Annotated in this window: 16 protein-coding genes; 3 read left to right on the forward strand and 13 right to left on the reverse strand. The window is 73.6% G+C overall.

Annotated features, from left to right (window positions below; genetic code table 11):
• Positions 1-41 precede the first annotated feature (41 nt).
• From ACH4N1_RS11565 to ACH4N1_RS11610, 10 genes are all read right to left on the reverse strand, one after another.
• Positions 42-653 (reverse strand): TetR/AcrR family transcriptional regulator, encoded by a 612-nt coding sequence (locus ACH4N1_RS11565; protein ID WP_398096394.1) that lies wholly within the window; start codon positions 651-653, stop codon positions 42-44.
• A complete protein-coding gene (locus ACH4N1_RS11570; RefSeq protein WP_398096395.1) occupies positions 641-1426 on the reverse strand; it encodes an enoyl-CoA hydratase family protein in 786 nt (261 codons plus the stop codon). The genes ACH4N1_RS11565 and ACH4N1_RS11570 overlap by 13 nt, the downstream gene beginning before the upstream one ends.
• Positions 1423-2994, reverse strand: a complete 1572-nt coding sequence (locus tag ACH4N1_RS11575; protein WP_398096397.1) for a 4-coumarate--CoA ligase family protein — start codon at positions 2992-2994, stop codon at positions 1423-1425. The genes ACH4N1_RS11570 and ACH4N1_RS11575 overlap by 4 nt, the downstream gene beginning before the upstream one ends.
• A 35-nt stretch (positions 2995-3029) precedes the next feature.
• Positions 3030-4166 carry an acyl-CoA dehydrogenase family protein gene (locus tag ACH4N1_RS11580; protein ID WP_398096399.1) on the reverse strand — a complete coding sequence of 379 codons (1137 nt, stop codon included), beginning with the start codon at positions 4164-4166 and terminating at the stop codon, positions 3030-3032.
• 77 nt (positions 4167-4243) lie between these two features.
• Entirely contained in the window at positions 4244-6109 is a 1866-nt protein-coding gene (locus tag ACH4N1_RS11585; RefSeq protein WP_398096400.1) for an acetyl/propionyl/methylcrotonyl-CoA carboxylase subunit alpha, read from the reverse strand.
• Positions 6110-6120: 11 nt separating this feature from the next.
• Positions 6121-7719 carry an acyl-CoA carboxylase subunit beta gene (locus tag ACH4N1_RS11590; protein WP_398096402.1) on the reverse strand — a complete coding sequence of 533 codons (1599 nt, stop codon included), beginning with the start codon at positions 7717-7719 and terminating at the stop codon, positions 6121-6123.
• Entirely contained in the window at positions 7716-9404 is a 1689-nt protein-coding gene (locus tag ACH4N1_RS11595) for an acyclic terpene utilization AtuA family protein (RefSeq protein ID WP_398096404.1), read from the reverse strand. Before ACH4N1_RS11595 ends, ACH4N1_RS11590 begins: the two co-directional genes overlap by 4 nt.
• Positions 9401-10195 carry a TIGR03084 family metal-binding protein gene (locus ACH4N1_RS11600; RefSeq protein WP_398096405.1) on the reverse strand — a complete coding sequence of 265 codons (795 nt, stop codon included), beginning with the start codon at positions 10193-10195 and terminating at the stop codon, positions 9401-9403. The genes ACH4N1_RS11595 and ACH4N1_RS11600 overlap by 4 nt, the downstream gene beginning before the upstream one ends.
• Before the next feature lie 169 nt (positions 10196-10364).
• The gene (locus tag ACH4N1_RS11605) at positions 10365-11333 is read right to left on the reverse strand and encodes an EamA family transporter (RefSeq protein ID WP_398096407.1); all 969 of its coding nucleotides are present in this window, start codon (positions 11331-11333) and stop codon (positions 10365-10367) included.
• A 266-nt stretch (positions 11334-11599) separates the two neighbouring features.
• On the reverse strand, positions 11600-12913 hold the full coding sequence (locus ACH4N1_RS11610) for an XRE family transcriptional regulator (RefSeq protein ID WP_398096409.1): 1314 nt from the start codon (positions 12911-12913) through the stop codon (positions 11600-11602).
• A gap of 141 nt (positions 12914-13054) precedes the next feature.
• Between ACH4N1_RS11610 and ACH4N1_RS11615 the strand changes: the two genes are divergently transcribed.
• On the forward strand, positions 13055-14149 hold the full coding sequence (locus ACH4N1_RS11615; RefSeq protein ID WP_398096411.1) for an NAD-dependent epimerase/dehydratase family protein: 1095 nt from the start codon (positions 13055-13057) through the stop codon (positions 14147-14149).
• Between the two features lie 5 nt (positions 14150-14154).
• On the opposite strand, the gene ACH4N1_RS11620 is transcribed toward ACH4N1_RS11615, so the two are convergent.
• Positions 14155-14985, reverse strand: coding sequence for a glycosyltransferase family 2 protein (locus ACH4N1_RS11620; protein ID WP_398096689.1), 831 nt, complete (start codon positions 14983-14985; stop codon positions 14155-14157).
• Between the two features lie 60 nt (positions 14986-15045).
• Between ACH4N1_RS11620 and ACH4N1_RS11625 the strand changes: the two genes are divergently transcribed.
• Both ACH4N1_RS11625 and ACH4N1_RS11630 read left to right on the forward strand, forming a co-directional pair.
• Entirely contained in the window at positions 15046-15804 is a 759-nt protein-coding gene (locus tag ACH4N1_RS11625; RefSeq protein WP_398096412.1) for a hypothetical protein, read from the forward strand.
• 19 nt (positions 15805-15823) lie between these two features.
• Complete coding sequence (locus ACH4N1_RS11630; protein ID WP_398096691.1) at positions 15824-17149, forward strand: hypothetical protein; 1326 nt, start codon at positions 15824-15826, stop codon at positions 17147-17149.
• A 45-nt stretch (positions 17150-17194) separates the two neighbouring features.
• Here the strand turns inward: ACH4N1_RS11630 and ACH4N1_RS11635 are convergent, their stop codons facing one another.
• Positions 17195-18319, reverse strand: coding sequence for a lipid II:glycine glycyltransferase FemX (locus tag ACH4N1_RS11635; RefSeq protein WP_398096414.1), 1125 nt, complete (start codon positions 18317-18319; stop codon positions 17195-17197).
• Between the two features lie 145 nt (positions 18320-18464).
• On the reverse strand, positions 18465-21509 hold the full coding sequence (locus tag ACH4N1_RS11640) for an FAD-binding and (Fe-S)-binding domain-containing protein (protein WP_398096415.1): 3045 nt from the start codon (positions 21507-21509) through the stop codon (positions 18465-18467).
• Positions 21510-21747: the final 238 nt, after the last annotated feature.

Below are 21747 nucleotides of genomic sequence, written 5' to 3' on the forward strand. Positions count from 1 at the left end.
GGGCGGCCGTCTCGTCCGCGCGATCGCCCGGAACCGGTCGCTCACCGGCCGAGGTTCTGTTCCAGCAGGGCCGCCCACTGGGTGACGACCCGGTCGCGGCGGGGGCCGTCGTCGGTGAGGAGGTTCGCGAGGCCGAGGCCGCGGGCCATGTCGAGCAGGCCCTGGACGGTCTCGCGGACGCCGGGCCCGGATTCGTCGGCGTCGAGCAGGTCGACGGCTATGCGGTGGGTCTCGCGGCCGACGCGGGCCTCGAGTTCCGTGACGCGCGAGCGGAGCTGTTCCTCGTTGGAGGCGGCGACCCACAGGTGCAGGGCGGCCCGGAAGAGGGGGCCGGTGTAGAGGTCGACGAGGGCGGACACGACGGCGCGCCGGTCGCCCGCGGCGCCCTGCGGGAACAGGGCGCGCAGGGCGAGGGAGCGTTCCTCGGCGACGTATTCGACGGCGGCGGTGAAGAGGTCCTCGCGGGTGGGGAAGTGGTGCTGGGCGGCGCCGCGGGAGACGCCCGCCCGTTCCGCGACGACGGAGACCGTGGAGCCCGCCCAGCCGCGTTCGGCGAGGCAGGCCACGGCGGCTTCCAGGAGCCGCTGCCGGGTGGCCCGGCTGCGGTCCTGCTTGGGGGCGCGGTCGCGGTCGACCGGGCTCACAACACCCATGCGGGTTCCCGTCGTTCGAGAAAGGCCGTCATTCCCTCGCGGGCCTGCGGGGAGGCGAACAGGCGGGCGGAGAGCGCGGTGAGTGCGGCCGCGTCCCGCTCGAACGCCTCCAGCACCCTAACCGTGAGCAGCCGTTTCGTCTCGGCCAGGCCCTGGGGTGCGGCCTTGCGCAGGCCGTCGAGGACGGGGGCGAGCACCGCGTCGACGTCGTCGGCGGCCGCGGTGAGCAGGCCGATGCGGGCCGCCTCGGGGGCGTCGAAGCGTTCGCCGGTGAGGTAGTAGCGGGACAGGGCCCGGGGGTCGGTGCGCGGGAGGAGCGGCAGGGAGATGACGGCCGGGGCGACCCCGATGCGCACCTCGGTGAAGGCGAACGTCGACGCGGTGGAGGCGGCGGTGATGTCGCAGGCGGCGAGGAGGCCGAGGCCTCCGGCGCGGACGTGTCCGGTGACGCGGGCGACGACCGGCTTGGGCAGCTCGACGAGCTGCCGCAGCAGGGCGACGAAGGCGTCCGGGTCGGGCGGGTCGCGCAGGTCGGCGCCGGCGCAGAAGGTGCCGCCGGTGTGGGTGAGGACGACCGCGCGGACCCCGGGGTCCTCGGCGCAGCCGGCGAGCGCGTCGGCGAGTTCCGCGACGAGGGCGGCGGAGAGGGCGTTGCGGGTGTCGGGGGCGTCGAGGCTGAGCGTCTCGACGCCGCGGTCGCGGGCGCGGCCGATCGGCGCGGTCACGGGTGCTTCGCGCGGGGTGGTCACGGGTGCTTCCTCCGGTGGCGTCATGGGCGCTTCCTCAGTTCGCGGCGCAGGATCTTCCCCGAGGCGGCCCGGGGGACGGCGTCGACGAAGGTGACGAGGCGGACGCGTTTGTACGGGGCGACGCGTTCGGCGACGTACAGGGCGACCTCGCCCTCGGAGAGGCGGGGGGCGGCCGGCCGGCGGACCACGTGGGCGTGCGGCACCTCGTTGCCGTCGTCGTCGTACTCGCCGACGACCGCGGCGTCGGCGATGCCGGGGTGGGTGAGGAGGAGCGCCTCCAGTTCGGCGGGGGCCACCTGGAAGCCCTTGTACTTGATGAGTTCCTTGACCCGGTCGACGACGAACAGCCAGCCTCCCCCACCGTCGACGCGGCCGATGTCGCCGGTGTGCAGCCAGCCGTCGGCGTCGATCATGGCGGCGGTGGCGTCGGGACGGCCCAGGTAGCCCTTCATGACCTGGGGGCCGCGGATGAGGATCTCGCCGGCTTCGCCGACGCCGAGGTCCTTGCCGGGGTCGTCGAGGGAGACGATGCGCATCTCGGTGCCGGCGACGAGTCTGCCGACGGTGCCGGCGGGGGCCTCGTGCATGGCGTCCAGGGGGACGACGTGGGTGCCGGGCGACAGTTCCGTCATGCCGTAGGCCTGGCCGACGGACGGCAGGTTCAGGCGGGCGGCGCAGGCGGCGGCGAGGGCGGCGTCCAGGGGGGCGGCGGCGCTGATGACGTACCGCAGGGACGACAGGTCGTACTGGGCGACCGCCGGGTGTTTGGCGAGGGCGAGGACGATCGGCGGGGCCACGTACAGGCCGGTGATGCGGTGGTTCTGGATGGCCGCGAGGAACGTCTCCAGGTCGAAGCGGGGCAGGACGACGACGGTGGCGCCCTTGCGCAGCGGCGCGTTCATGAGAGCCGTGAGGCCGTAGATGTGGAAGAAGGGCAGCACCGCGAGGATGCGGTCGCCGGGGCCCGCCGTGATCGCCGGTTCGAGCTGGGCGAGGTTGGTGGCGATCTGCCGGTGGGTGAGCATCACGCCCTTGGGGACGCCCGTGGTGCCCGAGGAGTAGGGCAGGGCCGCGACGTCCCGGGCGGGGTCGATGGCGACCTGCGGCTCGGGTGCGGTGGACCCGAGCATGTCGATGAGCGAGCGGTGGCCGGGCGCGCTGTCGCAGACGAAGATCTCCTGGACGCCGCCCGCCAGTTCGGCCGCCCGGCGGGCCGTCTCCAGCAGCGGGGAGACGGTGACGATCCAGCGGGCCGCCGCGTCGCCGAGCTGCTTGGCGAACTCCTCGGCGGTGGCGAGCGGGTGCACGGTGGTGACGGTGGCCCCCGCGCGTGTGGCGGCGTAGAACGTGGTGGGGAAGGCGACCGTGTTGGGGCTGTGCAGGGCGAGTACGTCGCCCTTGCGGACGCCGGCCTCGGCGAGGGCGGCGGCGATCCGCCGGTGGAACCGGTCCACCTGCTCGTAGGTGAGGGTGGTGCCGTCGGTGCCGTCGACGAGGGCCGGCAGGTCGCCGAATTCGGCGGCACGGCCCAGCACGGCCTCGTGGATGGGCAGTTCTACGGGCGGGACGTCTGCGTACGCGCTGCGGAACATGGTTCCTCCTCGCTGACCGGCGGGTGGCCGCGCGGTCAGTACGACTTGGGCAGGCCCAGGGTCTGGTGGGAGACGTAGTTGAGAATCATCTCCCGGCTCACGGGCGCGATACGAGCCACGCGCGAGGCCGTTATCAGCGAGGCGAGGCCGAACTCGCGGGTGAGCCCGTTGCCGCCGAGGGTGTGCACCGCCTGGTCGACGGCCCGTACGCAGGCCTCCCCGGCGGCGTACTTGGCCATGTTGGCGGCCTCGCCCGCGCCGACGTCGTCCCCGGCGTCGTACAGGTGGGCCGCCTTCTGCATCATCAGGCGGGCCAGTTCCAGGTCGATGTGGGCCTGGGCGAGGGGGTGCGCGATGGCCTGGTGGGCGCCGATGGGGGTCTTCCAGACGGTGCGCTCGCGGGCGTAGGCGATGGCCTTGCCGAGGGCGTGGCGGCCCATGCCGATCGCGAAGGCGGCCGTCATGATGCGCTCCGGGTTGAGGCCGGCGAACAGCTGGAGCAGTCCCGCGTCCTCGTCGCCGACGAGCGCCCCGGCGGGCAGCCTCACGTCGTCGAGGACCAGCTCGAACTGCTTCTCCACGCTGTGCAGTTCCATGTCGATGGGCCGCCGGGTGAAGCCGGGGGCGTCGCGCGGGACGATGAACAGGCAGGGCTTGAGGCGGCCGGTGCGGGAGTCCTCCGTCCTGCCGACGATGAGGGTGGCGTCGGCGATGTCCACGCCGGAGACGAAGACCTTGCGGCCGGTCAGCAGCCAGTCGCCGCTCGCCTCGTCGCGGCGGGCGGTGGTGGTGATGCGGTGGCTGTTGGAGCCGGCGTCGGGCTCGGTGATGCCGAAGGCCATGAGGCGGGAGCCGTCGGCGAGGGCGGGGAGCCATTCCCGCTTCTGGGCGTCCGTGCCGAAGCGGGAGATCACGGTGCCGCAGATGGCGGGGCTGACGATCATCATCAGCAGGGGGGAGCCCGCGGCGCCGAGCTCCTCCGAGACGAGGGAGAGTTCGGTGATGCCGCCGCCTCCGCCGCCGTACTCCTCGGGGAGGTTGACGCCGATGTAGCCGAGCTTGGCGGCTTCCCGCCACAGGGTGCCGTTGTCGGAGGCCTGCCGGTGCCGGGCGAAGTCGGACACCGCGGCCCGCAGCGCCTTGTGCTCGTCGGACTCGATCAGGGTGGTCATCGTGGCTCCTTCGCGTGCGGGTCGTGTGGGACGGGGGGTCACACGGCAAAGCCGCGTGCCGGTACGGCCCCGCCTGCCTAGCTCGTCTGCACCACCGCCAGCAGGGCGCCGACCTGCACCTGCTGTCCCGTCGTCACCGGCAGCTCCGTCAGCGTCCCCGCCGCCGGCGCCGAGATGACGTGTTGCATCTTCATCGCTTCGAGCCACACGATCGGTTCGCCCGCCCCGACACTCGATCCGGTGACGAGACCGTCCGCGATCTTGACGACCGTGCCGGGCATCGGGGCCAGCAGGGAACCGGGGGCGCGCTGGTCCTCGGGCTCGGGGAAGCGGGGCAGGGCGGTGAGGGCGGTGGCGTTCACGTGGACGCGGTCGCCGTACCGGGCCACCTGGAACCTGCGCCGTACGCCGTTCACCTCCAGCACGACGAGGGAGGCGTCGGCGTGTACGACGTGGACACCGTGCACGTCGTCCACCGTGAGGCCGGTGCGGGTGTGGTGGTAGCGGGCCTCGTGTTCCTCGCCCGCCATGAGGTAGCGCCGGGTCTGCGGCCGGGAGGGCAGGTTGCGCCAGCCGCCGAAGCGGGAGCGGCCGTGCGCCTCGGCGAGGGCCGCCGCCAGCGGGGCGTGGGGGTCGGGGGCGGGTGCGGTGAGGGCCGCGAGGTGGCGGTCGTAGAAGCCGGTGTCCATGCGGCCGGAGGTGAACTCCTCGTGGCGCAGGGAGGCGACGAGGAGGTCGCGGTTGGTGACCGGGCCGTGGACGACCGCCCGCTCCAGGGCGCCCGCGAGGGTGCGGACGGCCTCCGCGCGCGTGGGGGCGTGGGCGACGACCTTGGCGAGCATGGGGTCGTAGTGGACGCCGATGGTGTCGCCGTCGCCGAAGCCGGTGTCGAGCCGGACGCCCTCGGGGACGGCGAGGCGGTGCAGGGTGCCGGTCTGCGGGGTCCAGCCGGCCGCCGGGTCCTCGGCGTAGAGGCGGGCCTCGACGGCGTGGCCGCGCGCGGGCGGCGGCTCGGCGGGCAGGGCGTGGCCCTCCGCGACGCGGATCTGCTCGGCCACCAGGTCGATGCCGAAGACGGCCTCGGTGACGGGGTGTTCGACCTGGAGGCGGGTGTTCATCTCCAGGAAGTGGGCGCGGCCGCCCGCGACGAGGAACTCGACGGTCCCGGCGCCGGTGTAGTCCACGGCGCGCGCGGCCCGCACGGCCAGCGCGTGCAGTTCGTCCACCAGGTCCGCGGGGAGGCCGGGTGCCGGGGCCTCCTCGACGACCTTCTGGTGGCGGCGCTGGAGGGAGCAGTCGCGAGTGCCGAGCGCCCAGACCGTGCCGTGCGTGTCGGCGAGGATCTGCACCTCGACGTGGCGGCCGCCCGCCTCGCCCCCGAGGTACGGCTCGACGAAGACCTCGCCGTCGCCGAAGGCGCTCGCGGCCTCGGCGCGCGCGCCCTCCAGCGCGGGCGTCAGCTCCGCCAGGCGGCGCACGACGCGCATGCCGCGCCCGCCGCCGCCCGCGGCGGCCTTCACCAGGACCGGCAGGTCGGACTCGGTCACCTCGTCGGCGTTCAGCGGGGCGAGCCCCATGAGGGCCTTCGCCCGGGTCTTGGACGCCATCGCCTCGATCGCCTCGGGCGGCGGCCCGATCCAGGTCAGGCCCGCGTCCAGGACGGCGCGCGCGAAGCCGGCGTTCTCGGAGAGGAAGCCGTAGCCGGGGTGCACGGCGTCCGCGCCCGCGGCGACGGCCGCCTTCACGATCAGGTCGGCCCGCAGGTACGTCTCCGCGGGCGTGTCGCCGGGCAGCCGTACGGCGGTGTCGGCCACGCGCGCGTGGAGGGCCCCCTCGTCGGCGTCCGAGTGCACGGCGACCGTCCGGATCCCCGACGCGCGGCAGGTGCGGAAGATGCGGCAGGCGATCTCGCCGCGGTTGGCGACGAGCACAGAAGTGATCACTGGAAGGTCCCTCACATCCGGAAGACGCCGAAGCCGCCCCGCGCGCCCTCGAAGGGGGCAGTGTGGACGGCCGACAGGCACAGGCCGAGGACGGTGCGGGTGTCGCGCGGGTCGATGACGCCGTCGTCGTACAGCCGCCCGGACAGGAACATGGGCAGCGACTCGGACTCGATCTGCTGCTCGACCATCGCGCGCAGCGCGGCGTCGCCGTCCTCGTCGTAGGGCAGGCCCTTCGCGGCGGCCGACTGGCGGGCGACGATGGAGAGCACCCCGGCGAGCTGCTGCGGGCCCATGACGGCCGACTTGGCGCTGGGCCAGGCGAACAGGAAGCGGGGGTCGTAGGCGCGCCCGCACATGCCGTAGTGGCCGGCGCCGTAGGAGGCGCCCATGAGGACGGACAGGTGCGGGACCCTGGAGTTGGACACCGCGTTGATCATCATCGAGCCGTGTTTGATGATGCCGCCCTGCTCGTACTCCCTGCCGACCATGTAGCCGGTGGTGTTGTGCAGGAAGACCAGCGGGATGTCGCGCTGGTTGGCGAGCTGGATGAACTGGGCGGCCTTCTGGGACTCGGCGCTGAACAGCACGCCCTGGGCGTTGGCGAGGATGCCGACCGGGTAGCCGTGCAGGCTCGCCCAGCCGGTGACCAGGCTCGTCCCGTACAGCGGCTTGAACTCGTCGAAGTCGGAGGCGTCGACGATCCGGGCGATCACCTCGCGCGGGTCGAAGGGCACCTTGAGGTCTCCGGGGACGATGCCGAGGAGTTCCTCCGGGTCGTGCTTCGGGGGTGCGGCCGGTCCCGGGTCCGGGTGCGCCTTGCGGTGGTTGAGGCGGGCGACGATCCGCCGGGCCTGGCGCAGGGCGTCCGGTTCGTCGACGGCGAAGTGGTCGGCGAGGCCGGACACGCGCGCGTGCATCTCCGCGCCGCCGAGCGACTCGTCGTCGCTCTCCTCGCCGGTCGCCATCTTGACCAGCGGCGGCCCGCCGAGGAACACCTTCGCCCGCTCCTTGACCATGACGACGTGGTCGGACATGCCGGGGACGTACGCGCCCCCGGCCGTGGAGTTGCCGAAGACGACGGCGACGGTCGGGATGCCGGCCGCGGACAGCCGGGTCAGGTCCCGGAAGATCGCGCCGCCGGGGATGAAGATCTCCTTCTGCGAGGGCAGGTCGGCCCCGCCGGACTCCACCAGGCTGATCACGGGCAGCCGGTTGGCGAGCGCGATGTCGTTGGCGCGCAGGGCCTTCTTCAGCGACCACGGGTTGCTGGCTCCGCCGCGCACGGTCGGGTCGTTGGCGGTGATCAGGCACTCCACGCCCTCGACGACGCCGATGCCGGTGACGAGGGAGGCGCCGACCGTGTACTCGCTGCCCCAGGCCGCCAGCGGCGACAGCTCCAGGAACGGGGTGTCGGGGTCGAGAAGCAGTTCGATCCGCTCGCGGGCCAGGAGCTTGCCGCGGCCGCGGTGCCGGGCGACGTACTTCTCGCCGCCGCCCGCCAGCGCCTTCGCGTGCTCCTCGTCGAGGGCGGCGAGCTTGGCGAGCATGCTGTCGCGGCGGGCCCGGTGGTCGGGTCCGTGGGGGTCCAGCGTCGACGGCAGGACGGTCACAGCAGGTCCTCCGGTATGTCCAGGTGGCGGGAGCGCAGCCATTCGCCGAGCGCCTTGGCCTGCGGGTCGAAGCGGTGCTGGGAGGCGACCCCGGCGCCGAGGAGGCCCTCGACGACGAAGTTGAGGGCGCGCAGTCCGGGCAGGACGTGCCGGGTCACGCGCAACCCGGCGCTCTCGGGGATCAGTTCGCGGAACCGGTCGACGGTCAGCGTGTGGGCGAGCCACCGCCAGGCCGCCTCCGACCGCACCCACACGCCCACGTTGGCGTCCCCGCCCTTGTCGCCGCTGCGGGCTCCGGCGACCTGCCCGAGGGGCGCCCGGCGCACGGGTCCGCCGGGCGGCGGTCCGGGCGGCTCCGGCTGCGGTACGTCGTCCAGGGCCAGGGTGGCGGCCGGCGCCGGCACGGGGACGCGGCGCCCGTCGGCGAGGACGGCGGTGTGCTCCACCTCGCCCTGCGGGACGTACGCGGCCTCGAACACCCCGTAGGGGGCGCCCCTGCCGGGCGGGGCGAGGACGTGGAAGCCCGGATAGCTGGCCAGCGCCAGTTCGACGGCCGCGCCGCTCAGCGCCCGCCCGACGACGGCCTGGTCCGGGTCGCGCACGACGAGCCGCAGCAGCGCGCTCGCCGTCTCCTCGGTGCCCGCGTCGGCGCGGTCGGTGCGGACCAGGTCCCAGCGGACCTCTTCCGGAGCCGACTTGGCGAACGCCTCCGCCATCTGTTCGCGCACGAGCGCCGCCTTGGCCTCGATGTCGAGGCCGGTGAGCACGAAGACGACCTCGTTGCGGAACCCGCCGAGCCGGGTGCGGCCCACCTTGAGGTCCGGGGGCGGCGCCTCGCCGCGCACGCCGTCGATCCGGACGCGGTCGGGGCCGTCCTGCGTGAGCCGTACGGTGTCCAGCCGGGCGGTGACGTCCGGTCCGGCGTAGCGGGCGCCGCCCGTCTCGTAGAGCAGCTGGGCGGTGACCGTCCCGACGTCGACGAAGCCGCCCGTGCCCGGATGCTTGGTGATCACGCTGCTGCCGTCGGCGTGCAGCTCGGCGAGCGGGAAGCCGGGCCTGCGGACGTCGCGGCCGCCCTCGCCGAAGAAGGCGTAGTTGCCGCCGGTGGCCTGCGTCCCGCACTCCAGGACGTGCCCGGCGACGACGGCCCCGGCGAGCCGGTCGTGGTCGGCGGGCCCCCAGCCGAAGTGGGCGGCGGCGGGCCCGGTGACCAGGGCCGCGTCCGTCACCCGCCCGGTCACCACGACGTCCGCGCCCGCCCGCAGGCAGGCGGCGATGCCGAAGCCGCCGAGGTAGGCGTGGGCGGTGAGGCTGCCGGGACACCGGGGCCCGAGGTCGTCCCCCTCGACGTGCGCGACCCGTAAGGAGATGCCGAGCCGCTCCGCGAGGGCGCGTACGGCGTCGGCGAGTCCGGCCGGGTTCAGGCCGCCGGCGTTGGTGACGATCGTGACCCCGCGTTCACGGGCGAGGCCGAGGGACTCCTCCAGCTGGCGCAGGAAGGTGCGGGCGTACCCGGCGCCGGGGTCCTTCAGGCGGTCCCGGCCGAGGATCAGCATGGTCAGCTCGGCGAGGTAGTCGCCGGTCAGGACGTCCAGTTCGCCGCCGGTCAGCATCTCGCGCATCGCGTCGAAGCGGTCGCCGTAGAAACCGGAGGCGTTGCCGACGCGCAGGGGCCGGGCGGTCACCGGACGGCTTCCTTCGGCGGGCGGCCGGGGCCGGGCAGTCCGGCGAAGGCCTGCGCGATGTCCAGCCAGCGGTCGGCGTCGGGGCCCTCGGCGCGCAGGGCGAGGTCGGTGCGGTGGGCGCGCTGGGTGACCAGCAGGCAGAAGTCGAGGGCGGGGCCGGTGACGCGCTGCGCGGCGTCCTCGGGGCCGTAGGTCCACGACTCGCCGGAGGGGCCGAGGAGTTCCACCCGGACGGGGTCGGCGGGGGCGGGCAGCCCGTGCACGGCGAAGGCGAAGTCGCGGGTGCGCACGCCCAGCCGGGCGATGTGCCGGATGCGGTCGGTGGGGGCGCGGGTGACGCCGAGGGCGTCGGCCACGTCCAGGCCGTGGGCCCAGGTCTCCATGAGGCGGGCGGTGGCGAGGGAGGCGGCCGCCATCGGGGGGCCGTACCAGGGGAAACGGGCGCCCGGCGGGGCCTTGCGGAGCGCCTCGTCGAGGGCGGTGCGGCCGGCCCGCCAGCGCGAGAGGAGTTCGGCGGGCGGGAGCGCCGCGGCTTCCTCGGCGCCCCGGTCGACGAAGGAGTCGGGGGCGGCGAGCGCCTGTTCGACCAGGGCGCGGAACCCGTCCTCGTCCGTGACGGCGAGGAGGGCCGAGTGGTCGGTCCAGGCGAGGTGGGCGATCTGGTGGGCGACGGTCCAGCCGGGGGCGGGCGTCGGGAGGGCCCAGCGGTCCGGGGTGGCCTTGGCCACCAGCCGGTCGAGTTCGTCGCTTTCGGCACGGAGGTCGTCGAGCACGGGCGTCGGGTCGGCCATGGGGAGGAGCATGGCAGCGGCCCCAGAAACAATCAAGCATGCTTGCATGATTTATTGAGAGGCCTTTCCGGGAGACCTTCCGACGCCCCGTGGGCCCCGTGGGCCCCGTGGGCCCCGTCTCGGGGTCTCCCGCAGGCCCTCTCGGGGGTCCGCCGCTCGGGCGGGCCCCTCAGGCTTCCGGGACCGCCGCCTTCGGCCGCCCCGTCTGGGTCCGCACCGCGCCCATGCTCGCGGCGACGACCAGGGCGATCGCGGCCGCCTCGACGGCGGACAGGGCCTGGTCGAGGACGAGGAAGCCGGCGGTCGCCGCGAGGGCCGGCTCCAGGCTCATCATGATCGCGAAGGTGGAGGCGGGCATGCGCCGCAGGGCGAGGAGCTCCAGGGTGTAGGGCAGCACGGAGGACAGGACCGCCACCCCCGCGCCCAGGCCGAGGGTCACCGGGTCGAGGAGCTTCATGCCCGACTCGGCGACGCCCAGGGGCAGGAACAGCAGCGCGCCCACCGCCATCGCCAGCGCGAGCCCGTCCGCCTGCGGGAAGCGGCGGCCGGTACGGCCGCTGAAGACGATGTACGCCGCCCACATCGCGCCCGCCGCCAGCGCGAACGCGGCACCCAGCGGGTCGAGGTCGCGGACCCCGCCGCCGAGCAGGAAGACCCCTGCGAGCGCGAGCCCGGCCCACACGAGGTTCATGGCGCGTCGCGAGACCAGGACGGAGAGGGCCAGCGGGCCGAGGACCTCCAGGGTGACCGCGGTGCCGAGGGGGATGCGGTCGACGGACTGGTAGAAGAGGCCGTTCATCGCGGACATGGTCACGCCGAAGACGACGACCGTGCCCCAGTCGGCGCGCGAGTACCCGCGCAGCCGGGGCCTGCAGACCACGAGCAGGACGACGGCGGCGACCAGCAGCCGCAGCGCGACGACGCCGAGCGCGCCCGCCCGCGGCATCAGGGTCACCGCGAGCGCGCCGCCGAACTGGACGGACACCCCTCCGGCGAGCACCAGCCCGACGGGGCCGAGGGCGGCCCACCGGCCGGGCTCCGGAGCCGGGCCGTCCGGGCCGGGCCGGTTCGCCGGGGCGACCGCGCCGGCCGGGGTGACGGGCTGCCGGTTCGGCGCGGTGGTGTCGGGGGTGCTCACGGGCGGTCCAAGGGTTCGGTGGGCTCTGCGCCAGGACGGGCGTCCATCACGATGCACTGTGCAGTCCAGGGTAATGGACCACGACAGGGGTGTGAAGGGGATTTGCCGCTGTCCACGGGAGGTGCGGCCCAGACACCGGACTCCCCGCAGGATGGAGTGCCGTCAACGAGCGGCGAACCAACCGACAAGTAATCCGGCTGGGGGCTTTCAGGACTTCTCGGCTGTGGCCCTCTTTCACTCAGGGCCGGCCCCCGGCCGCTGTCGGATCACCCCGCGAGTCGTTCCCGGGCGTACTCACGCAGCTCGATCATGGGTTGCTCGGTCCGGTCGCCCAGGCGGCGGATGAGTGCGGAAGCGAGGTCGATGCAGCGAGTGGCCCCGGAGTCGAGGGCGGTGTCGAGAGCGGCGCGGGCATCGGCCGCGGCAGCGGAGGCGTCCCGGTCATGGAGCGAGCCTTCGGCCCGGTAGGTCAGGAACACCGCTCTCGTACGGGACCGGCGCGGATCGAGCTCGTCCAGTCCGGAGTCGATTGCGCGGCCGGCACGACCTGGGTCGCCGAGGTCGAGCCAGCAGCGTCCGGCGTCGGCGTCGACATCCGCCATCGACATCCAGGACACCACGGGGGGTGTGTCCTGCGGGCGAATCCGGTCCAGCTCGGCCTCGGCGGATGCCAGGGCACGTCCGGTTCCATTGTGATCTCGGAGTACGGCGCAAGCCCGTGCGCGGCGTACGTCGAGCAGGGAGCGGGCGGCCGGCGTACGGGTCCGGGAGCGGGCGTGCTCCAGCACTTTGATCGCGTCGGCGGGCCTGGACAACCAGGTTGCCTGGTAACCGAGGTCGGATAGTGCGACCGCGGCGAGATCGCGGTCCCCGGCCTGGTGCGCGGCGTGGACGGCGGCCTGCCAGTGGCGTTGGGCGTCGGCGTGCCGGTCGGCATCGAAGCGCAGCCACGCGGCGCAGTGCGCGAGGTCGGCGGCCACGGCGTGGAGGCGGCGGCCAATTGCTGAGCTGTAACGGTTCTGGGTGATCAGGTCGATCGCAGTGTTCAGGTGGACGTCGATGAGGTCGGAGACCTGCCGGTGCGGCCCGGCGGCAAGGGTGCGCAGTTCGCTGGAACGCTGCTCCAGCCACCTCAGGAGTTCCTCGTCGATCCGTTGTCCGCCCAGGGCCTGGGACAGGTGGCGTGGCTCGATGCGGGCCCAGTCGGCAGCGACCTCGATGAGGGTGCTGCTGCTGAGTACCAGGAAGGATCGTCGGTCCATGCGGGTGATCCGCACCTCTCTCAGGGCGGCCCGGCTTCCCGAGGGACTGAACGGGGCGGGCTGTTCGAAGGCGGGCAGCCAGTCGGGCCATCGGAGATGTTCGATCGCGGCGGTGGGAACGTCGAGGACCTCTGCCAGCAGCAACTGGCTCTCCTCGCTCGGTGTAGTTCCTGTCTCCCAGCGCCAGATCCGGTTTCGGTCGATACCGCTGCGCAGGCCACGCCTGCGGGCCTGCGCACGGAGCAGACGGGCGAGGTCCTCTCCGGACCAGTGGTGACTGCGGCGCAGGTGCGCCAGCGGATGACGGTCCAGATCCATGTCGCCCCCTCCGATACTGACGCCGCCCTTCACCATGCCGTACTCGGGAGGGGGTTGAGGAGGCTTCACCGAGGCCGGGCACACACCGGCCACACAGTCATCCCCTGGAGCCCGGCGGGGCCTGGTGGTGTCCTCGACGGCGTGACGCCGCGCATCCGCGCGGCGCCGTCGAGAAGGGCTGGTCCTCGCGTGAACACCAGGTATCGCTTTGCCGATCTGTCCGGCGCCACCGTCACCGTGACCGGAGGCTTCGGACTGGTCGGCAGCCGCATCGTGCACAAACTCCGCGCACTGGGCGCCAAACCGCTCGCCGTGGGCCGACTGGACGCCTACGGCAGTTCCGTCTGCTCCTCCGTGTTCGGCATCTCGCCCGGGAACCCGGACGTCGTCGCCGGCGACATCACCGACGCCCCGCTGATGAACGACCTGCTGTCTCGCAGTGATTACGTCATCCACGCCGCGGCGCTGGCCGACGTCGCGGAGTGCACCCGCAATCCGGCGGCGGCGCTGGAAGCCAATATCCGCGGTACCCAGACCGTGCTGGATGCAGCGGCCCGACACAGCGGCACGCTGAGGCGGCTGGTCTTCGTCTCCTCCGCCAGCGTCTACGGCGTCGGGAACGGCTCGCCGGACGCGGGGGCCCGCTTCGGTGAGGAGGACGTGCTGACGCCCGGGTCGGTCTACGCCAACACCAAGCTGTGGGGCGAGCATCAGACCGCCCTGACCCTGGGCGGCACCGACGACTCGTACGCGATCGTGCGGTACTTCTCCGTCTACGGGGAGCCGCAGGTGGTCAAGGAGAACAGTCACAGCTGGGTGGTGGCCTGGTTCGCCATGCGGGCCGCGCTCGGTCTGCCGCTGCATCTCAACGGCGGGGGCCACCAGGTGCGGGACTTCGTGCACGTCGACGACATCGCGGAGGCGACGCTGCTGTCAGCGGTGACCGAGCGCGCGGACCGTGCGACGCTCAACGTCGGAACCGGCCGCGCCACTTCCATCCGGCAGGTCGCCGACCTGGTGCGCCGCCGGCATCCCGGTGCGCGGATCATCGAGACCCCGCGGCCACAGGGCGATCCGCTCGGCGCCTGCGCCGACATCACTCGCATGCGCAGCGTGCTGGACTGGGCTCCGCAAGTGGACATCGAGGATGGGGTGCGCCGCTACCTGAAGTGGCTGGAGCGGACCCCAGAGGCGATTCCGGCGTGGCTGCACACCGAGGCCCGGACCGCTGCGTGAGTCGCTCAGATCACTGGGGGGCGGCCGAGGCGGGCCAGTCGGAACACGGTGCGCCAGCGCATCGGCTTCCGGCGCCCGCACTCGGTGCGCCAGCCCTCGGCGAAGCCGCCGAACCAGGCCCGCAGCCCGGAGAGGCTGCGGGTGCGGGCCAGCGTCAGGGCCACCCACACGCCCAGGTAGACCGGGACGAGCACCGCGGGCAGGTGACGGCGTGCCAGGTAGACCCGGTTGCGGGCGTTGACCTGGTAGAAGAACGCATGCCGGGCCGGGGAGGTACGCGGGTGCTGGAGCAGCAACTGCGGCGCGTAGCGCACCCGCCAGCCGGCGTCGATCGCCCGCCAGGCCATGTCGGTCTCTTCGTGCGCGAAGAAGAACGCGTCCGGCCAGCAGCCGACCTCGTCCAGCATCTTCACGGACAGGACGTGGGCTCCACCGAGGAAGCCGGTCACCAGGCCGCCGCGCATCGGATCACCGGCCCGCAGCCGGGGCACGTGGCGGCGCTGGGTCACTCCGGTCTCGTCGGCGATACGGAAGCCGACGATCCCCAGCCGCGGGTCCGCCACGTACAACGCGGTGATCGTGGCGAAGACGTCGTCGGAGACCAGCAGGCCGTCGTCGTCCAGGTCCAGCACCAGGTCCATGTCCGACAGGTGCTCCAGGGCGGCGTTGCGGCCGCCGGTCACCCCCAGGTTCTCCGCCAGCTGCACCGTCTCGACCCACGGCGGCAGATCGGGCATCGCACACCCGTTGGCCACCACCACCGTCCGCGCCGCCCCGGTCGTCTGCGCATGGACCGAGGCCAGCAGCTCCGCCAGCTCCTTGGGCCGGGTGCCCATCGTCAGGATCGCCACGCCCAGCTTCACGTCTGTTCCGTACCCGTCTGTGTGAAGGACGCCATGACCGATACCACTGCGCCCGGCCACGCCTGCCTGCATGAACTCGCCTCCCAGCGCCGACTGCCCGTCCACCAGCCGATGGACCAGATGACGCTTGGGTGGATTACGGACAACCGTCCGGCGAACTTCGACGCCGCGCCCAGCTTCCCACGCCCGGGACACATGCTCGTACCGGCCAGGTCGTGGTTCACCACCAAGCGCCAGGCAGATTCCCACCACGGCGTCCGTCACAACGCCCGCGTCAGCCTGCTCGCCGTACTCCTGGCCCAGGAGTACGGGCTGGAGGACGACGACGTCGCGGCGCTCTGTGCCGCCGGGGCAGTCCACGACTGCCGGCGGCGCGATGACCGGACCGACCCCGGTCACGGACGGCGAGCGGCAGCATGGTTCCGCCGCCGCACCGACACGGTCACCCGCGCGATGGGCCGCGAGGTCCCGGCCGCCGCGCTGCACCGGGCGGCGCAGGCGATCGCCGTGCACGACGTGCCCTACGAAAACTTCACCGCACAGCAGAAGTACGCCTACCGGCGCGCTCCGCATCTCGTTGACGTCCTCAAGGCGGCCGACTGCCTGGACCGCTATCGCCTGCCGCTTCAGCGGTGGTGGCCGGACCTGGCCCGGCTGCGCATTCCGGTGCCCGACTGGCTGCCCCCGGCCGCCTTCGCCCTCGTCGTGCGCAGTGAGCAAGCCGCCCTTGACGGAGCCGACCCCCAGCACGCCCTCGCCGACGCCCGACGCTTCCTCACCCCCGACCAGTAGGAGACCTCTCGTGCCTCTCATGGACACCGACCTCGACGACGCCCACACCGACTACACCCACCCCCGCATCCGCCCCGTCCCGGCCGGGTTCGCCGAGAGCGAGGACGACTGGCGGCGCCGACTACAGCACGACACCCCCGGCGGCCATCTGCTCGCCCGCAACGCCATGACCCAGGCACTCACCAGCGGTCGCCCGATCCATCTGATGCACACCACGACGGCCCTGGACGCCATCCGGGCCAGTGGCCGGCTTTACGCCTCCTCCGGATGCCTGCTCGCCGCGCTGTACTGCTCACCGCTGACCGAGACCTCCGCAGGCCTGCGTCCGCACAACCTCGGCGCCTACCTGCTACAGACCAAGTCGCACACTCGAACTCTGATGATCGAGATCAAGCCCACCGCCCCGGCGCCGGCCAAGGGCATCGACTACCTGCGGCTCGGCCGCGTCCACCTGAGCACCTACCTGGACCACCGCGGCTTCCTCACCAAGGCCGAGGACCTCCGGCTGCGCGGGAGAGCGCTGCACCAGATCCGTACGGCCGCCCCCTTCCTGGACATGGCCCTGGCAGGCGCTACCGGACGCAGGACGGCGCCGGGCACGTTTGTGGACCAGCTCGCCGCCGCCGTCCAGAATCTGCCGTTCCTGGGCTACGTGTACTTCGAGGTGCTGTCGGAGTACCTGATGCTCCACTCCACCAGCACCGAGACGAGGGCGCTCGCGGAGGTCGGCGAGATGAACAACCGCCTCTACAAGCGTCTGGCGTTCTCCGCGGTCAGCGGCATGGACAAGCTGTTCGACCTGTCCCGCTTCCACCCCGACCACCAGCGCCTGCACGACCTGATCGCCGACATCGAGCCCTCGCTCGCCCCCGGAGCAGCGCAGTACACCCGAGACCGCCTCTCCCACCTGCTCACCGCTCTGGCCCTCGCCCCCGGCCAGGACGCGACCGCCTTCGCCTTCCGCGACCAGGACTTCGACAGCCTTGCCAAGGCTGCGCCGTCCCTGCTGGGGCAGACACTCTTCCGCGAGATGCGCATTCTTCAGCGCTACCCGCAGCTCTACCTCGCCTTCGAGCAGGCCAAGGCCCTTCGGGCCTGGAACTACTGGAACCACCACCAGATCCGGGCGCCGTTCAACGGTTTCCTCCCGAAGGGCGAGATCGGCGTCAACCCCGCCTACCCCGCCGACTGCACGGTGTGGCTGGCGGAGACCTGCGAACGGGGCCTGATCCACCCGGTCGACGAACTCGACGTCGCCTTCGTTCCCCGCATGGCAGACCTGGGCATGACAGCCATGCGACGGGACGCCACCGGCAGGGCCGCCGGGCATCCAGCCGCCGCCTGAACCGATCGCCTGGTGCCGTTACCAGGCCCGCCCGGCGCGTCGGGCTCAGCGGCGCGCCATGTACAGCTCCAGCGCCCGGTGGAGCACCCGGTTCAGCGGGAAGTCCCACTCGCCGAGGTGTTCCACCGCCTGGCCGCCCGTGCCCACCTTGAAGCGCAGGAGGCCGAGGAGGTGGTTCGCGTCCTCCAGGGTGTCGGTGATGCCGCGCAGGTCGTAGACGGCGGCGCCCAGCTCGTGGGCGTCGCACATCATGCGCCACTGCAGGGCGTTGTTCGGCTGGACCTCGCGTCTGCGGCCGGTCGAGGCGCCGTAGGAGTACCAGACGTGCTCGCCGACGGTGATCATGGTGGCCGCGGCGAGGACCTCGCCGTCGTGGTGGGCGAGGTAGAGGCGCATGCGGTCGGGGTGTTCGGCGTTGAGCGCGGTCCACATGCGCTGGAAGTAGGGCAGGGGGCGCGGGACGAAGCGGTCCCGTTCGGCGGTCTCGAGGTACAGGCCGTAGAAGACCGTCAGGTCCGTCAGGTCGCCGCGGACGACCTTGACGCCCGCCTTCTCCGCCTTCTTGATGTTGCGCCGCCACTGCTGGTTGAAGCCGCCCTGGACGTCCTCCAGCGACCGGCCGGCGTACGGGACCTGGAAGACGTACCGCGGCTGTCCGGCGGCGAAGCCGTCCTCGCCGCCCGGTTCGGTCTGCCGCCAGCCGGCGCCGCGCAGCCGCTCGGCGACGCCGAGGGCGGGCGCCTCGGTGACGGTGGGCGCCGCGTCCCGCAGCCGCCGGGCACCCGGATCGGCGATCGCCGCCTTCACGGCGTCGGCGCTCCAGCGGCGTACGACGACGGGCGGGCCCATCTTCACGGAGAACGCGCCCCGCGCCTTCAGGTGGGCGAGCATCGGGTCCAGCCAGCGCTCGACGAGGTCCGCCGCGAACCAGTCGACGACCGGTCCCTCGGGCAGGTACGCCAGGTACCTCTTCAGCCTCGGCAGCGGCCGCAGCAGCACCAGCCCCGTCCCCACCAGCGCCCCGCGCTCGTCGAACCAGCCGAGGCTCTCCGCCCGCCAGTCCGGTTTCACGTCCCCCCACGCGGGAGTCTGCAGGTGGCTGACGGAGGGGCGGCCCGCGACGAACGCCAGGTGCTCGGCGCGGGTGATCGGCTGGACACGCAGGCTCATGCGCGGGGCTCCTTCGACGGCTGTGCGGCCAGCGTAGGAGCCGGACGCGCCCGTCACGGGGACCGCGGGGTCCCGGGCGCGGGCGTGTCCGTTCCCGCCCCCGCACGCGCGCGTGCGGCCGTCACCCCTTCACCGCCACGCCCCTTCACCGCTCCCCCGCCCCCTCCTGCCGGTCCCCCGTCCTCTCCGGCCGGTCCTGCGCCTCCTCCGGCCGGTCCTGCGCCCCCTCCGGCCGGTCCCCCGCACCCTCCGGCCGTTCCTCCAGCCCCTCCGCCAGGACCTCCGCGAGGTGGCGCCCCCGCACGCCCGCCAGCTGTTCGAGCTGGGTCCGGCAGGAGAAGCCGTCCGCGAGGACCACCGCGTCCGGAGCGGCGTCCCGCACGGACGGCAGGAGCGTCTCCTCCGCGCAGGCCCGCGACACCTCGAAGTGGCCCTTCTCGAAGCCGAAGTTGCCGGCGAGTCCGCAGCAGCCGCCGCTCAGCTCGCCGCCGAGCCCGGCGGCCTCGCGCAGCCGCCGGTCGGCCGCGTCGCCCAGGACCGCGTGCTGGTGGCAGTGGGTCTGGCCGACGACGGGACGGTCGAGGCGGGGCGGCCGCCAGTCGGGGGCGTGCCGTTCCAGGGCCTCGGCGAAGGTGAGGACGCGGGCGGCGAGGCGGGCCGCGCGCGGGTCGTCGTGCAGCAGCTCGGGCAGGTCGCTCCGCAGGGCCGCGGCGCAGCTGGGCTCCAGCACGACGACCGGCACGTCCGCCGCCAGCACCGGCTCCATCAGGTCGAGGGTGCGCCGCAGCACCACGCGCGCGTGGTCGAGCTGCCCGGTGGAGACGTACGTCAGCCCGCAGCAGACCCGCGCGCGGCGGGCCGTCAGCAGGGCCGCCGCGCTCCTGGACCGCCCGTCCCCCACCGGCCGCCCCCGCATCCGCAGGGTCGGCGGCAGCGCCACCCTCAGGCCCGCCGTCTCCAGCACCTCGACGGCCGCCCGCCCGACCGAGGGCGAGAAGTGCTCGGTGAAGGTGTCGGGCCACAGGACCACGAGGGGAGCGGAAGCGCCGAGAGGGCCGGAGTCGCCGCGGATACCGGAGCCGTCCTCGGGCGCCCTTCCCCGCCACCACCGGCTGAAGGTCTCGCGTGCCAGTCGCGGGAGGTCCCGCTCGGCGGCGATCCCGCCGACCCGTTTCGCGGCCCGCGCCAACGGCCCCACGGCCGCCAGCGCGTTGGCGAGCGACGCCGTGCGCGTACGGCTCACCCGGCGCAGCCAGGCCGGCAGGCGCCCCATGACGTAGTGGGCGGCGGGGCGGCGGCGGCCGGCGTAGTGGTGGTGGAGGAACTCCGCCTTGTACGTGGCCATGTCGACCCCGACCGGGCAGTCCGAGCGGCAGCCCTTGCAGGAGAGGCAGAGGTCGAGCGCCTCCCGCACCTCCTGCGACCGCCAGCCGTCGGTGACCACCTCACCGGCGAGCATCTCGTGCAGCAGCCGGGCCCGCCCGCGCGTGGAGTGCCGTTCCTCGCCGGTGGCCCGGTAGGAGGGGCACATCACGGCGGGCCCGGACGCCGTCGTCGTACGGCACTTGGCGACGCCCACGCAGCGGCGGACCGCGGCGGTGAAGTCGCCGCCGTCGCCGGGGTAGCCGAAGGCCACGTCGACGGGCTCGCGGGGCAGGACGGCGAAGCGCAGGTGGGAGTCGAGGGGGGCGGGGCGGACCAGCATGCCGGGATTGAGGAGGTCATCGGGGTCCCAGACGGCCTTCGTGCGCGCGAAGAGGGCGACCATCTCCTCGCCGTACATCCGCGGCAGCAGCTCGGCGCGCGCCTGCCCGTCGCCGTGCTCCCCGGACAGCGAGCCGCCGTGCGCGACGACCAGGTCGGCCAGTTCCTCCGAGAAGCGGCGGAAGCGGCCGACGCCCGCCGTGGTGAGCAGGTCGAAGTCGATGCGGGCGTGGACGCAGCCGTCCCCGAAGTGCCCGTACGGCGTGCCGCGCAGGCCGTGCGCGGTCAGCAGGGCGCGGAAGTCCCGCAGGTACGCGCCGAGCCGGGCCGGCGGCACCGCGCAGTCCTCCCAGCCGGGCCAGGCCTCCATACCGTCGGGCATCCGGGTGGCCGTACCGCTGGCGTCCTCCCGGATCCGCCACAGGGCGCGCTGCCCGGCGGCGTCCGTCACCACGAGCGTGTCCACGGCGTCGGCCGCCCGCGCGATCGCCTCCGCACGCGCGCGTGCCTCACCGGGCGACTCGCCGCCCGTCTCCACGAACAGCCACGCCCCGCCGCGCGGCAGTCCCGCCGCCGACGGCACCAGGTCGGCGGCCATGCCCTCGACCGTCAGCGGCCGTCCCCCGCTCCCGGCCGCGCCCGAGCGGGGGGACGAGCGTGCCACCAGAGCGGCCGCGGCCTCGGCGGCGGCGCCCTCGTCGGCGTAGCCGAGCACCGCGAGCGCGTGCGCGCGGGGCGCCTCGACGAGATCGACCACCGCTTCCGTGAGCACGGCCAGGGTGCCCTCGGAGCCGCAGAAGGACCGGGCGACGTCGGCGCCCCGCTCCGGCAGCAGGGCGTCCAGCGCGTACCCGGAGATGCGGCGGGGCAGTTCGGGGAATCCGGTGCGCAGCCGTGCCCGCTCGCCCTCGACGAGTTCCCGCAGTCCGTCCGGCGCGCCGGCCCATCCCCGGCCGAGCCGCAGGCGCCGCCCGCGCGCGGTGACGACGTCCAGCTCGCGCACCTGGTCCGCGGTCGTCCCCCAGGCGACCGAGTGGGCGCCGCAGGAGTTGTTGCCGATCATCCCGCCGAGCGTGCAGCGGCTGTGAGTGGACGGGTCGGGCCCGAAGCGCAGTCCGTGCGGGGCGGCGGCCTCCTGGAGGCGGTCCAGCACCAGACCGGGCTGGACGACGGCCGTACGGGCGTCGGGGTCCAGGCGGACGAGCCGGTTCAGGTGGCGGGTGAAGTCCAGCACCACGCCGGTGCCGGTCGCCTGTCCGGCGACCGACGTCCCCCCGCCGCGCGCCACGACCGGCACGCCGTGCGCCCGGCACACCTCCAGTACCGCCGCCACGTCGTCGGCGTCACGGGGGGCGACCACGCCCAGGGGGACGCGCCGGTAGTTGGACGCGTCCATGGTGACCAGTGCCCGGGAGGTGACGTCGAAGGCCACCTCGCCGCGCACGGCGGCCCGCAGCGCGGCCCGCAGTTCCGCGATCTCGGTCATCCCCTCAGGATGCCCCCGGAAGCCGGCGGCCTCCTCCGGGACCGCGGATCCGTGCCCGCGGAGGGTGGCCGACCGCGCCCTTCGCTTTTCGGCCACATCAATTACAAGAACCTGACCAGGACCCTCCCAAAGTGATCACCAACCTGCATATAGTGACCGGCAGTTGCGCGCAGGTGACGGCTCTAGCCCCCAGTAGAGGCCGGATTACCTCATGAATCGCCCGAGGGCCGGCCCGGAT

The organism is Streptomyces sp. NPDC017202, assembly GCF_044331705.1.
In the GTDB taxonomy this organism is placed as follows: domain Bacteria; phylum Actinomycetota; class Actinomycetes; order Streptomycetales; family Streptomycetaceae; genus Streptomyces.